The sequence below is a fragment of the Priestia sp. SRI_019 genome, from assembly GCF_057586255.1.
On the sequence record NZ_JBYCZN010000004.1, the window covers coordinates 179172 to 193401 of the forward strand.

Below are 14230 nucleotides of genomic sequence, written 5' to 3' on the forward strand. Positions count from 1 at the left end.
AATTCAAGGGGGAATGTAAAGATGTTTATGCGATTTGAAAGAATGGAACGTTTAAAAAGTTTTGAGATGCCAACGGTTGTAAAACATGGAATTGGTGCTGTTAAGCATACTGGAGAAGAAGTAAAAAACCTAGGTGTATCTAAGGTTTTACTAGTAACAGATCCTGGTGTAAAAAAAGTAGGTTTAGCAGACCCTGTAATCGCTAGTTTAAAAGAAGCGGACGTAGACGTTGTTTTATTTGACCAAGTAGAAGCCAACCCTTCTATTCACGTAGTAGCAGACGGCACAAAAATGTACAAAGAAAATGAATGCAACGGACTAGTAGCTGTTGGAGGCGGAAGCTCAATGGATACGGCAAAAGCTATTGGTGTAGAAGTAGCTCATAATGCTCCCGTCTTAGATTATGAAGCAGCTGAAGGAAAAAAACCTTTAACAAAACGTATCCCTCCTTTAACAACTATTCCTACAACTGCGGGTACAGGAAGTGAAGTCACACAATGGGCTGTTATTACAGATCCTGTTCGTGAGTTTAAGTTTAATACAGGTGGACCTTTAATTGCTGCTCACTTAACAATTATTGATCCAGAACTGCACGTATCTATGCCTTCACATATTACGGCCGGTACAGGAATTGACGCATTAGCTCATGCAATTGAATGTTATACATGTCACTTTGCACAACCAATGACAGACTCTGTTGCTTTATTGGCTATTGAGTACGTTGGAAAATACTTACGACGTGCAGTTGCAAATGGACAGGACATCGAAGCACGCTATGGAATGGCGCATGCAGCTATGCTTGCTGGCCTTTCATATGGAAGTGAATCTGCAGGAGCAGCTCACGCGATGGCACAAACATTAGGAGGCATTTATCCAATTGCCCATGGCCCTTGCGTAGCAGCTATGCTAGGTCCTGTAATGGAATATAACTGGATGGGCGAGCCTGAAAAATTTGCGCGCATAGCTCAAGCTTTAGGAGTTAATACACATGAATTAACGCTTGAAGAAGCAGCTCAAGCAGCTGTTCGTGAAGTATATCAACTAGTTAAAGATGTACAAATCCCTTCTCTAGAAGAACAAGGTGTTCCAAGAGAAGCAGTTTCTCGCTTAGCTCAAGAAGCATTTAATGATCCACAAACGGTTGGTAACCCTCGTGATTTAACTGTAAAAAGTTACGAATGGATTTATAACCGCTGTTTTGAAGCTACACCATTAACCGTATAAAAATGATAAAAAGGCTGTTGATTTTTCAACAGCCTTTTTTATTTACTCTTTCGCTAATTCTTCATTTAAAATATCGATGATTCTTCGGTCGTCAAAAACTTTCACTACTTTTTTCAAGAAATGATAATAATGTTTGGACTCTATAATCTGCGCTAAATTACGCTTTGCTTTTACTGTGATCTCCTCAGGCACATCTTCATCATTTAAGAGAAGCTGCAGCTTGTTTTCCGCTTCTTCGATTGCCTCTAAATTAACTGAAATTTCTCTTTGCCACTTCTTACAGAAAAATGAAAAAAAGGACTTAGAAAAATCTTTTTCTGCTTCATATAAGTCTTTTCGAACACCTTTTTTCCACACTTTGTGGACCATATCAATATTTTGCAGTGAACGAATGGATGTACTCATCGTTGGTTTACTCATACCCAATTCTTCACTCATTTGATCTAACGTAACCGGCTCATCCATAAAATAAAGCATGCCATACAGCCTTCCTACTGAAGGTGTGACCCCATATAAATCCATCGTATCAGCTAAAGCGCTGACAACCACATCTTCTGCTTCTTTTAATAAATCATGATACTCTTGAACATCACTCATTTACTCTTCTCCTCTTTTGTTAAATTTATTTGAATTATACTTAATAAATTTAATGATACACGATAAAAAGGAAAAAAACAGAAATTCAGTTTAATTTTTTGATAAAAAAGAAGCCTTTCTCTTGAAGAGAAAGGCTTAAGACATAGTGGGGAATACTATATGTTTATCTTTCCCGATTTAGATATTATTTATACCGTATATTTTTGATTATTTTCTAACTGATCGTTTTATTTCTTTTTTGGTAATTGTTTTAGCATATCAATAGCATGTAATGTAATTTGAGAAGCACTTTTATTTTCGTTACGTATTTCTTCATAAATCTCTTGTCTATGAATATCTACAGACTTTGGAGCTTGAATTCCTAACTTTACTTGATCACCATTAACTGCAAGGACGGTCACTTCAATTTCATCACCTATTTTGATTGTTTCATTTAACTTTCGTGTTAAAACAAGCATGGACTCACTCCTTATCTATTCCTCTTACTCAAATAACCTGTGCTTCGTTTCGTAAGCTGTATTCATTAAAATCACTTGCTTAGCAAGCTGTTGCTTTGTATTAATAATAACAGGAGCCTGCAAATTAGCCGTTATATTTTCCACAGAATCTGACATCGTAAGCAATACGTAAACAGCTGCATCTTCCGCTTGTTGTAATTGAAGCTTTTCGATTTCCTGAGGTTCTAGTTGAAAATCATAATCTAAAAAAAACTGAAATGGATCCGTGATAATAAAAGCTAATTCTTTGGTTTGAATAGACTGCAGAACTTGGAAAGCTTCGGCTTCGGGAAGTGGTAAAATAACGAATTCAGTTTCTTCCAAAAAACCTGGAATCCCTTGATTGAATGTCAGTGTTTGCTGATTATCTATTTCTATATCTCCATGGTAGCTTGTTGAAATTTTCATCTCATCACACCTTTGCTAATTGATTTTTTCTTGTTATCTTTTTTCATTGTAAAAAAGCTCCTTCTGTTTAGAAGGAACTTTTTAACGCAAGAAATCTAGCAGCGTAGGCTGAATAATTTGAGCCCCTACTCCTAAAGCAGCACGATGCACGCTTTCTTGTACGGTTAAATCCGTAATGACTTTTTCAATATCTGCATCTTCATTATTTGAAAGCATCTTAGTAGCTGTAATTTCCTGTGAATCAAGGCGGTTTTCGATCAGCTCAAGCCGATTGCTCCTTGCTCCCAATTCAGATCGCTCTGCTAATAGCGTAGACAGCTGCGTATCTACCTGTGTAGAGAGATCTTTTAGTGAGTTGACATCGTTTTGTTCAAAGGCTGTTTGAACATTGTTCATTAAGTCGAATGCACCTTGTCCAAAAATGTTTTCAGGATGAATATTGACTCTCAGCTGGATACCTTTTGATACTTCAACTGAAAAAGGATCCAGGTTAATGTTCGATTCTATTATACCGCTTGCACTCTCACTTATAGGCGCTGCTCCTACATTTACACCGTTAAAGATATAGTTTCCTGCCACCTGCGTATTGCCTACTTGCATATAATCCAGCTTTAACTGTTCAATTTCACGTGCAATCGCTTGGCGGTCATCACTTTCATTCGTACCGTTTAACCCTTGCACGACCAGCTCTTTAGTGCGCTGAAGAATGGAGTTGACTTGTTCAAGTCCTGATTCTGAACTATCAAACCAAGACTGTGCCTCTGTTAAATTACGTTTATATTGATTTACTTCAGAAAGATTCGAACGATAAGCCATTCCTTTAGTAGCCACTACCGGGTCATCGGAAGGACGAGTAATTTTCTTTCCCGTTGATAATTGGTTTTGAAGTGTTTCCAGCTTATTATAGCTATTGCTAATCTGTTTTAACGAATTAGCCGCTAACATTCCTTGTGTGACGCGCATCTTTACCTTCCTCCAGTTCCAAGACCGTTTACAATTTTATCAAGCATTTCATCAATCATAGTCACCATACGGGCACTAGCGTTATAAGCATGCTGAAACTGAATCATATTGGTCATCTCTTCATCTAATGAAACTGCACTGATAGACTGTCGCCTTTGCTCTACAGCTCCCTGAAGGGTTTCTGAATTACTTTTTAAGCGGTTGGCTTGTTGGGCATCTACTGACATTTGGCCAATAACAGATTGATAAAAGCCATCTAGGGAAACAGCTTGATTCCCGGAATTAATAAGCACCTTTTGACGAAATTGAGACAATAGCTGAGCATTTTGTCCATCTCCTTTGCGGCCAGTTCCATCATCTCCAGAGGAGGCCGAAGCAGCAGCAATATTGTTTGTGTTTTGTTTAATTTTATCAGCAATAACAATTTCAGTTGCAGCCCCTTCTCTCTGAGAAATCTCATTAAAAAAGGACATACCAGTTTCACCATCTAGCGTGACACCTTGTTGGTGCTTATCATTAAACCAGTTCACAAACTCATATGCCATTTCATCTAAATCATCAATCATTGAAGCGTAAACACCTGTTTTATTACCACTATTATCTATATATCCAGAAGCCTCAATTAACCCTTTAAGTTTTCCTTGAGGAAATGACTCAGGGTTCCGTATCTCATCCCCTATATGAATTTCCGTCACATAGGAATCTTGATTTGTTGCCAAACTGATGGCATTTACTTGATGAGTTTTCCCATCTAAAAGAGTAATAGGCCCTTGAGACGCTTGAAGCTGAACTGTTACCACTCCTTCTGACGTTGCAGAAGCGTTCCCGCTGCTTTTTGTATACTCTAAAGAAACCGGCATAAATTTAGAGATCTCATCTAGCAACCGATCTCTTTCATCATACAAATCATTAGGCAAATAGCCATTCGGTTCTACCTTTTGTATTTGTTGGTTCACGTTATTTATTTGCTCTAGCAAAGAATTCACTTGTGTTACGGCTACGTCACGCTCGTTTTGTAAATCGCCTTGAATCGTTTTTAGAGAAGTAGATAAATAAGAGAAGGTATCGCCTACTGCTTCAGCTCGTTCAATCATAACAGACCTGGCTCCTGCTTCAGAAGGGTGTGAAGCTACATCTTGAATGGACTCAAAAAATTGATTAAAAACAGCTGAAAGTCCATCTTCAGTAGGTTCATTCATAATTTCCTCCATTTTTTCAAGAGCACCAGCGCGTGCATCCCAATACCCCACTTTAATGGTTTCATCTCGATACTGAGTATCTAAAAATGTATCCCGTATTCGCTCTACCGTGCTGGCTTCTACTCCCATTCCTATTTGACCCGCAGTTCCAGTCTGATTCATCCCTGGGGCTGGATAAGCTGGGAACGTTTCTAAACTTACTCGCTGACGCGTATAGCCCGGCGTATTTGCATTAGATACGTTATGGCCAATCGTGTAAAGAGCCGCTTGTTGGGCATCCATTCCTCGTTTAGCCACCTGCAAACCATGAAATGTTGAACTCATTCTGCTTTCCTCCGTTCTTTATGCCTTCGAATTAAAAATAGAGTTGGACTGAAACGATCTATTATTTGTTTTTGTGTAATTGAACGAATCCTCTCGTTTCGATGGAACAAGAAGGTCTAGTTCGGTATGAATCAACTGCAAAGACTGTGTAAGCAGCTGATTGTTCAAGTCATTTGCATACTTTATATCTTGAATTATATCTATTAGTTGTTTTTGAAAGGGTATCAAGATGGAGTATTCAGAGAATGAGCCTGCTATTTCTTCAATGGAGCGAGCAGCATTTCCGCTTTTTTCCATCACTTCTATACGTTTTGTTTCCAGTGCAGAAATAGCAGCTATATGAGATTGCTCTTTTTGCAAAGAAGCCGTCAATGCCTTTACATCCTGGTTAATAATGAAATTCGTTTTCTCTTTAACAATGACAGACAAACTTTTGTGAAGCGTTACTTGTTTTTCTAGTATCGTTTGAATTTCTTGCACGTTCAATCAATGTCAGTCCTTTTATTTTTTATAGAAATCTACAATACTTTTAGCAATTTCTTTTCCGTTAATTTCGTACGTTCCGCTGTTAATTTGCTGTTTTAGTTTCTCTAATTTTTCAAGTCTTTCTGGAGATGGTTCATTTCCCTGAAGTTTCTTCGCCTCAGATGAAATATGAATCTGATCTTGTGGATTCTTTTTAGAGACCTGTTCTGTTTTTTCTGATTGTTTTTTGTACGGATTTATTCCAAATAAGTTCGATGGGTTAATCTTCATCTCTCTCACCTCTTTTTATATTTGTATCCGTTATCTCTATTCATTATATCGGAATTTCCATCTAAACCTTTAGCATCGGCAAGGAAGTTGAGACCATTTTCACAGTCCTCCTTAAACATAGGTCTATAGATAGAGAACCTGCAAACACTCAGCATACTTTTACTCTTTTTTCCTTTCGTTAGAACGATAGGTGGGACGCGTCGGCTCTTCATTTGAACGAATCATCTCACGGTTATGCTTTTCTAACCCATGTTTAATTTCTTGAGAGCATGAATAGCAAAGTTTCCCTTCTCGAATCTGAGCATTGCATTGCATGCATGGATAGCTTATGTTTGGAAAATTAGTTAGCACTAAGCGACCTTGTCGAATAAATTGATGAATTAACGAATCTGAAACGCCCGTTTCTTTCATCACTTCGTGAGTCGTTGCTGTACGATTTGCTCTTTTCTTCAAGAATGAAGAAACACGTTGAAACAGAGCTTCTTCTTTATCAAAACACGATTTACATATGTTTATTGATCCATTTTTTACAAATAAATGACCGCATTCCCTGCAATTATCTAACGTTCCCATATTCGAAACTCCTCATTTGTTTTTTATTTTACTATCGGTCAAAGTTTTAAATTATACATCTTCATGCACGAATTAAAGTGAGCGAACGAACTGAACGTGCACCAGCTTCCTGCAAGCAATTTGCCGCTTGGCGCACGGTTGCTCCTGTTGTATAAATGTCATCAATCAAGAGAAATTCTTGATTCGTAACCATTGAGGAATCGACTACTTTAAATTCCAGCCTTTCTGCCAGCCGACTTCGCCTATTTTTTTTTGATTGCTTTGTTCCTGAACAGCGAACAAGAGGCATTTCTATGTTGTCACTGATCAGTTCAGCTAGCGCTAAAGATTGGTTAAACCCTCTCTCATATAATCTCTCGTCCGTTAAAGGTATAGGAACTAGTATAGCTTTTGGATTACATTCTTTTTTATAGAACTTATACCACTGCTCTTTGAATGCTTGGATAATTTCATAATCTCCTTGAAATTTAAAACGTTCTATTATGCTTTGCATAAAATCATTGTACGTATAAAGAGAACGGTTAAAAAAAGAAGCATCATTCCATTTCTGACAGTCCATACATGTGTCTAGCTCATAATGAGAAGGAGCCAGGTCTGCAAGAGAACGGCCGCATCCCCTGCAAATGCTGCTGGTGATGATGGGACATCTTTGCAAGCAAACAGCGCAAATCCTGTCCGTTGAAGAAGGTTTTAACAATGACCTCCAATCGAAAGAAGAGACAAGAGGTTCAAAACAAATCAGACATATTGTCATTGATCAATCAGCCCTTCCTTATAAGCTAGAGCATTCATATATTCAATATGTTCTTTTGCTTTTCGCATAGACAAAGACTGCCCATAATGAAAAAAGACCACGTCTCCTGTTGGAAATTGAGCGCTCCTCCCTACTCTTCCTGAAATTTGGACCAGAGCACTTTCAGTAAAAATCGTTTCTTCTGCTCCCAATACTGCAACATCTATGTTGGGAACCGTTACGCCTCGCTCTAATATTGTTGTCGTTACTAAAATAACTAGCTGTCCTTCTCTAAATTTCATTACTTTTTCTTTTCGCTGGGAATCTTCAGCATGGACACCGTCTACCTTTTCGGTCAGCTTTCGAATCATGTCTGTGATCGGAGTAATCCACTTAATTTGCGGGACGAAGATAAAGCATTGTTTCCCTTCATTTATTCTTTTTTTCAGCCATTTCTCAACATTAGCAGGCAAAGTATCTGTTTTCATTTTTTTCTTCCAATTGCCACACCATTCAAACCGAGGAATAGGAATAAGCATTCGGTGATAGCGGGCTGGAATTTTAACTACTTGTTTTTTTCCTTGCTCAACTTCTTTTTTTAATGATTCACTTGGAGTCGCTGTTAAATAAATCTTTGATGCAGCGTGTTTAGCTGCTTTTGCAACAGCATAGTGCAGCATAGGCTCTGTCGAATACGGGAATGCATCTACTTCGTCAATAATCAGCACATCGAATGCTTGATAATAATGCAGAAGTTGATGAGTGGTGGAAATAATAAGAGAGGATTCATGAAAACGGTCTTCGCTGCCTCCATACATAGCCAGCACAGATATATCCGGAAATGCCGATTGAATTCTTGGCTTTAACTCAATAACCACATCTGTTCTTGGAGTAGCAATACAGACTTTCTTTCCGCTGTTCAACGCTGATTCAATACCTTTAAATAAAATTTCCGTTTTTCCTGCTCCGCAAACAGCCCAAATTAACAGCTCTTCATCCTTTTTTATAGCTTGAATGAGTTCATTTGAAGCACGTTCTTGAGCTTTAGACAGCGTTCCTTTCCAATTCATCACGCTGCTTTTTGGCAGGACATTGCTTGCTGGGCCTTCCCAGTTTATAAAGGGTGTGCACTCACTTACTTTGCCCATTACAATGCATGCTCGGCAATAGTAGCACTCCTGGTGACATCTACTGCATGGAAATGAAGCAAAATAAAAGGGGCTATCACTTCCACACCGGTTGCATTTATATCCGTTTTCTTTCTGGGTAAGTGCTTTTTGATAGGAAATATATCCGTTTAGATAATGTTCATGAATGAGAGATAAAGGATAGGGAGTCTGAGTTAGTAGAAGCTGCTTTCCGCTTAGAGAGCGCTGAAGACCTAAAGAGTAAGGGTATGAAGGATTTAAAGGTGGAGTTCTCCACGTATTGATTTTTGAGAGAGGAAAAGCAGATGGGCTAGGTACTTGAACAGGATCTAGCAATTCTTGTTTAACAGTAAAAAGCATATCTTCATTCCTTTCCATGTTTATCGTACACATCTATATACGCAAAAAAAGATGTTTTTTCCTGCAAAAAAACCAAATCAAATGATTTGGTTTTCGGTTACTTTTTATACCAGCCTATACCGATGGCACCTTCACCTAAATGTGTGCCAATGACAGCCCCAAAATAAGAAAGGCTCCATTCAATATAAGGATATTCTTGTTCTAACTCTCGTTGAATTTCTTTTGCTTCATTTTCACGATTAGAATGAATAACTACAGCCTTCATAGGTACGTTTTCTTTTGCATCCTCATCAAGAAGCTCCGTGATTCGTTTTAACGCTCGCTTACGCGTACGAATTTTTTCAAACGGAACAATTTTTTTAGATTCAAAATGGAGCACGGGCTTTACTTGAAGCAGACTTCCGATAATAGCCTGAGCAGCATTTAGGCGACCTCCACGCTGCAAGTGAGATAAATCATCTACCATAAAATACGCACGCATTGATAGTTTCATCTCTTCAAAACGCGCAATGATTTCGTCAGGATGTTTATTTAATCGGACCATCTCGGCTCCTTCAATCGCATAAAAGCCTTGAACCATACAGCTGATTTCCGAATCAAATACGTGCACGTCAAAGTCTTCTACCATGCTACCTGCTGTCAAAGCACCCTGATACGTTCCGCTAATTCCACTAGATAACGTAATAACGATAGCAGCGTCGAATTGATCTCGTTTTAACTGTTCAAACAACTCTACAAATTCTCCGATAGCAGGCTGAGAAGTAGTTGGAAGATTTTTTGCTTCTTTAATTTTTTCAAAATATTGATCGGCAGTCATATCTACTTCTTCACGATATGTTTCTTCACCAAAAATAACGCTTAGCGGTACCATATGTATATGATAGTTTGATCGAATTTCCTCTGATATATAGGCGGTACTATCTGTAATAATTGCTGTTTTCATAAGATAGGGATCCATCCTTTGTTATATAAAATAATTTCACTCTATTCTACAACATTTAGGATTAAAATGCATGTAACGAGAGGTTTACCTCTTAGTAAAGGTTCCCTCACGTATACATATTAATTAACAAACCTTGAATTTCTCCAACCCGCTTGAGTAAATTTAAACTGTTTTTTTCTTTTTGAAGGATATCATTTGTCAAGTCAACTAGTTTTGTATCCACTTCTTTCACTAATTTATATACTTTAGTCGTTCCTCTATGATTAAACCCTCTTTCTTCATGCAGTTCAAAACCATTTTTAACGACTTCGTTCATAAACTGCTTCACAAGCGTCTTGTATTTCCGCAAAGAATCAATAGTTTGATTTTTCACTAACTGCTTTCCCTGTTCTTCAATTTTATTTATCACTTGAGTTAAATGTTCATTGGTTAGTTCTTTTTGTTTCTTGGCCATTACTCCTGTAAATGAACCCGAACCACTTACTTCTTTTTCTCTAATGAGATTCACTGAAGAAGAAAGACCGTTAATTCGCTGTACCTCCACTATGTATCTCTCCTTTCTCTGTTAGCATACACTTCATTCAATTTAGACTTTTAGATGCGCCAGCTTGATTAGGTGAAAGTTTCGAGAGGCATCCGATGCGTGGATATAATGATTATCCTCTAGCTAAGAGTGATACTTATATGCTGTTCATATTTTTCGGGGCGTAGAGGTAACTTTAGGCGTTGCTTTTAATACTTCATTCCAAACGTTAGAAAGCTTCTTCATCATTTGTTGAACTTCACATAAAATAAACGTATCTTTTTTTAAATTAGCCATAATTAATCGCTCAGACATATAGTTGTAAAGAGTAGCTAACTGCTCTGCAATGATACCTGCTTGATATGTTAAGCCAATTCCTAGCCGATATAAAATATCGTTGCACTGTTTAATTTTTTCATTCGCTATAAAATAATCGCTGTGTTGAATTGCTATAACAGCTTCATCAATATTTTGAATAAATTTTTCATACATCATAGCTGTTAGCTCTTGCGGAGATTTATGATAGATTAATTCTTCCGTTATAAAATTCAGCTTCATCACCTTCTTGTCTTCTTTAAATCCGTTTTCTATTTATTTCACTAAAAGCTAGCTTTTAAATTTTTAAAGGACACCAGTTGAGGTTCGAATAAATTCTTCTACGGCCTCATATGTATCTGAATGTATTAAAGACCTTCTTTTACAAGAGCATGCATCAACTTGATGAACGTTGGTTGGAGGTATGGATGCTTTCTTCGAAGGTTGTAGGATCCTTAAGATTTCCTTTCTGCTTAAGTGAAGTTGAAGGACAAGTAAATGCACAAAGGTATCACCCTTCGCCTTCCTAAAAGATATTTTCTACCTTTAACTTATCGGTTGTTTTCCTCTCTCATTAAACATGACTTTTTACCCACAATTTCAAAAAAAGTTATAAAAAGAAAAAAAAAGTCCGATATACCTAGCGGTATATCAGACTTTTGGACTTACCTTACTTCTACCCAGCCGTTTTTAATTGCCACAACAACAGCTTGAGTACGATCATTTACATTCATTTTTTGTAAAATATTACTTACATGGTTTTTAACGGTTTTTTCACTAATATATAATGCTTCTCCGATTCCTCGGTTACTTTTACCATCAGCTAACAGTTGTAGCACTTCGCACTCACGACGTGTTAACAAATGTAGTGGACGGCGAATCTCAATTGGTTCGTGCGGATAAGAAGACGATTGTCCTTGAGCTGCTAGTCGACGGTACTCTTTTACTAAACTATGTGTTACTTTAGGGTGTAAATATGAACCACCTTCTGCAACTACTTTCACCGCCTCAATTAACGCATCCGCATCCATTTCTTTTAGCAGATAGCCTCGTGCACCTGTTTGTAAGGCATGAGTTACATATGTCTCATCATCATGGATAGATAAGATAATAACTTTAGCGTCCGGATTTACTTCTACAAGCTTTTTCGTAGCTTCTACACCATTTACAGCCGGCATGTTAATATCCATGATTACAACATCAGGTTGATGTTCTTCTACAAGGTCAATAACTTCGCTACCGTCGTCACCTTCTGCAACTACTTCAAAATCTTTTTCGAAATCTAAAATTCTTTTTACTCCTTCACGGAATAATTGGTGATCGTCGATTATGATAATTCTTGTCTGCATGTTTGATTCCTCCCCAAATCGAACAACAAATGTTTTACTCTATACTGACCCCTATTTATATACATATCTCTGCCTTTTTAAGCGGCTATAATCGGTACTTTAATCATAACAAGCGTGCCTTGGTTAATTTTCGAATGAACAGAAATAGTCCCATCTAACAAATCAACACGCTCTTTCATTCCTATTAAGCCGAACGAATTCTCTTTTTTCTCTTCTTGATTAAAACCGCAGCCGTCATCTTTGACAAGCAAAATAGCGTGTTCATTGTTGAACTCTATCTTCACTTGGATTTCCGTCGCGTCTGCATGTTTTAATGCGTTCGTTACAGCTTCTTGCACTAGACGAAACAGCGCTACTTCTAATTTTGAAGCAGTTCGCTTCTCTTGTCCAATGGAAATAAACGTAATCCGAGGCTTGCCTTCGTTATAATCTTCGATTGTATCAAGATATTTACGCAGCGTCGGAATTAGACCTAAGTCGTCAAGTGCCATCGGTCTTAAATCATATATAATTCGACGCACTTCGTATAGGGCAGAACGAACCATTTTTCGTAAATCTCGAATTTCTTCCATCGCTTCTTTTGCACTACGTTCCCGGTAAATTCGGTCAATTAATTCCGATCTCATCATAACATTTGCAAGCATTTGAGCTGGGCCGTCATGGATCTCTCTTGACAAACGTTTTCGTTCCTCTTCCTGAGCTTCAATAATCCGAAAGCCAAAATACTCTTTTTGAATAGCATCTTCTACTATTTCCCCTACTTGTTTTAAATCACTTGTTAAATAATTTAACACAACGGAAATTTGACCTACTAGGTGATCTGCACGTTTAATCGTTTCTTCCAATGTAAGCAAGCGTCTTTCTAGTTCATCTCGACGATTACGCAGCTGATATTCGCTTTGCTGATTCATCAGCAGCTTGGTTTGTAATTCGTGTGCTTTTTCATAAGCGTCTTTTACTTCAGGCTCTGAATAAATTTGAAAATGTCGGCTCACATCAGACAAACGCTTTCGAGCCAACCTTGCCTGAGTTTCTAATTTATCGCCTTGCTCTATCGTCTCAAGAACTTTTCCTTTTAACACTTCTAACTCTTCTTTAATTTGCTGATATTCTTGTCTGGCATCTTCAGAAAGGCGATAGACTTCATTTTTACTATCTCCCACTGTGCCAATAATCTTCTCAAAAATTTCATCAAGTGCCTTGCTTGTTAATTTATGTTTCGACATTTACTCACCCCAAACTATACTCACATTCGGAGAAATGTCTATACGTTCATGCTATATATAGTATTCGTATGACCTATCTGAATTGTGAGGATAAGATCCATATTTTCTCCCTATCTGACTTTTTATATCCAAAAAGTAACGGTTGTTTTTAGTACCCTCAAACTCGACATCAATCGACGCTTGACTCGCGTTATTTGAATAGATTACCATTTACGCTCACTCTTCAACAGTGACTAACTGCCTGTTTAAATCATTTCATTATTTAGCTATACAAGTCTGCACACTCTTTTATTATAACGTATATTCTGTATAGCTTGTTCAAGTGATATTGAATTTGATTAATTGATGTCTTTTCATAAACATTTTATACTAATAGCAAGTAAACAGTACGTAAATACCCGTTTTTCTTCTATTTATAACGCTAAGGAGGATTTTTTGATTGTTATCACAATATTATACCGTAAAACAAGAAGGTTCACATGAAATCACTATTCAAAAATCTAGATTCATTTGTCATATGAAACGTGTAACAACTGAGGAAGAAGCTCAGCAATTTATTCAAGACATTAAAAAACAGCACTGGAATGCTACTCATAACTGTTCAGCTTACCTAATAGGAGAACGAGATCAATTTCAAAAAGCAAACGATGATGGAGAACCAAGTGGAACAGCAGGCGTACCGATGTTAGAAGTGCTTAAAAAGAGAGGCTTAAAAGATACGGTGGTCGTCGTTACGCGCTATTTCGGAGGCATTAAATTGGGCGCAGGTGGCTTGGTGCGCGCGTATGGAAAATCCGTTTCCGAAGCGTTAAATGAATTAGGTACAGTCAAACGAACTCTCATGGCGGTTATGCATACAACCGTTGACTATACATGGCTTGGAAAATTAGAAAATGAGCTTCGCAGTTCCGTTTATCTATTAAAAGAAATCCACTACGCAGACATGGTAGAGATTGAAACATTTGTAGAAGAAGCTCAAACAGAAGCATTTACTGAATGGATGACTGAGCTAACAAACGGCCAAGCAGATATCCGAGCAGGTGAGACGACCTATTTAGAAGAAGATGTAGAATGAATTATTTACTCTTATTA

17 protein-coding genes are annotated in these 14230 nt (G+C 37.7%); 2 read left to right on the top strand and 15 right to left on the bottom strand.

The window, feature by feature from the left end; translation table 11 throughout:
- Window positions 1-21 precede the first annotated feature (21 nt).
- Window positions 22-1224, top strand: a complete 1203-nt coding sequence (gene gbsB, locus AC2YJL_RS21810) for a choline dehydrogenase (protein ID WP_251568954.1) — start codon at window positions 22-24, stop codon at window positions 1222-1224.
- A gap of 42 nt (window positions 1225-1266) precedes the next feature.
- Here gbsB and cudC read toward each other — a convergent pair whose 3' ends face one another.
- The 15 genes from cudC to AC2YJL_RS21885 form a co-directional block, all read right to left on the bottom strand.
- Window positions 1267-1821, bottom strand: a complete 555-nt coding sequence (gene cudC / locus AC2YJL_RS21815) for a choline uptake/conversion transcriptional regulator CudC (protein WP_195695697.1) — start codon at window positions 1819-1821, stop codon at window positions 1267-1269.
- A 227-nt stretch (window positions 1822-2048) separates the two neighbouring features.
- Window positions 2049-2279 (bottom strand): carbon storage regulator CsrA, encoded by a 231-nt coding sequence (gene csrA, locus AC2YJL_RS21820; protein ID WP_013085431.1) that lies wholly within the window; start codon window positions 2277-2279, stop codon window positions 2049-2051.
- Between the two features lie 24 nt (window positions 2280-2303).
- Complete coding sequence (gene fliW, locus AC2YJL_RS21825) at window positions 2304-2726, bottom strand: flagellar assembly protein FliW (protein ID WP_050690875.1); 423 nt, start codon at window positions 2724-2726, stop codon at window positions 2304-2306.
- An 81-nt stretch (window positions 2727-2807) separates the two neighbouring features.
- Window positions 2808-3689: a flagellar hook-associated protein FlgL gene (gene flgL / locus AC2YJL_RS21830; protein WP_195695696.1), complete on the bottom strand. Its 882-nt coding sequence runs from the start codon at window positions 3687-3689 to the stop codon at window positions 2808-2810.
- Between the two features lie 2 nt (window positions 3690-3691).
- The gene (gene flgK / locus AC2YJL_RS21835) at window positions 3692-5212 is read right to left on the bottom strand and encodes a flagellar hook-associated protein FlgK (RefSeq protein ID WP_251568953.1); all 1521 of its coding nucleotides are present in this window, start codon (window positions 5210-5212) and stop codon (window positions 3692-3694) included.
- An 18-nt stretch (window positions 5213-5230) separates the two neighbouring features.
- Window positions 5231-5692, bottom strand: coding sequence for a flagellar protein FlgN (locus tag AC2YJL_RS21840; protein ID WP_251568977.1), 462 nt, complete (start codon window positions 5690-5692; stop codon window positions 5231-5233).
- Between the two features lie 21 nt (window positions 5693-5713).
- On the bottom strand, window positions 5714-5968 hold the full coding sequence (gene flgM / locus AC2YJL_RS21845) for a flagellar biosynthesis anti-sigma factor FlgM (RefSeq protein ID WP_014457790.1): 255 nt from the start codon (window positions 5966-5968) through the stop codon (window positions 5714-5716).
- A 159-nt stretch (window positions 5969-6127) separates the two neighbouring features.
- Window positions 6128-6541 (bottom strand): TIGR03826 family flagellar region protein, encoded by a 414-nt coding sequence (locus AC2YJL_RS21850; RefSeq protein WP_050690872.1) that lies wholly within the window; start codon window positions 6539-6541, stop codon window positions 6128-6130.
- 61 nt (window positions 6542-6602) lie between these two features.
- Window positions 6603-7238 (bottom strand): ComF family protein, encoded by a 636-nt coding sequence (locus AC2YJL_RS21855; protein ID WP_230933797.1) that lies wholly within the window; start codon window positions 7236-7238, stop codon window positions 6603-6605.
- Window positions 7239-7291: 53 nt separating this feature from the next.
- Entirely contained in the window at window positions 7292-8800 is a 1509-nt protein-coding gene (locus AC2YJL_RS21860) for an ATP-dependent helicase ComFA (RefSeq protein ID WP_251568952.1), read from the bottom strand.
- 79 nt (window positions 8801-8879) lie between these two features.
- A complete protein-coding gene (locus AC2YJL_RS21865; RefSeq protein ID WP_050690870.1) occupies window positions 8880-9725 on the bottom strand; it encodes a DegV family protein in 846 nt (281 codons plus the stop codon).
- A gap of 106 nt (window positions 9726-9831) precedes the next feature.
- A complete protein-coding gene (locus AC2YJL_RS21870; RefSeq protein ID WP_028409681.1) occupies window positions 9832-10269 on the bottom strand; it encodes a YaaR family protein in 438 nt (145 codons plus the stop codon).
- Window positions 10270-10416: 147 nt separating this feature from the next.
- Window positions 10417-10806, bottom strand: coding sequence for a flagellar export chaperone FliS (gene fliS / locus AC2YJL_RS21875; protein ID WP_195696993.1), 390 nt, complete (start codon window positions 10804-10806; stop codon window positions 10417-10419).
- 422 nt (window positions 10807-11228) lie between these two features.
- On the bottom strand, window positions 11229-11912 hold the full coding sequence (locus tag AC2YJL_RS21880) for a response regulator (protein WP_013059772.1): 684 nt from the start codon (window positions 11910-11912) through the stop codon (window positions 11229-11231).
- A 77-nt stretch (window positions 11913-11989) separates the two neighbouring features.
- Entirely contained in the window at window positions 11990-13138 is a 1149-nt protein-coding gene (locus AC2YJL_RS21885) for a sensor histidine kinase (RefSeq protein ID WP_013059773.1), read from the bottom strand.
- A gap of 439 nt (window positions 13139-13577) precedes the next feature.
- Here AC2YJL_RS21885 and AC2YJL_RS21890 point away from each other — a divergent pair, with 439 nt between their 5' ends.
- Window positions 13578-14213 carry a YigZ family protein gene (locus AC2YJL_RS21890; RefSeq protein ID WP_013085443.1) on the top strand — a complete coding sequence of 212 codons (636 nt, stop codon included), beginning with the start codon at window positions 13578-13580 and terminating at the stop codon, window positions 14211-14213.
- Window positions 14214-14230 lie beyond the last annotated feature (17 nt).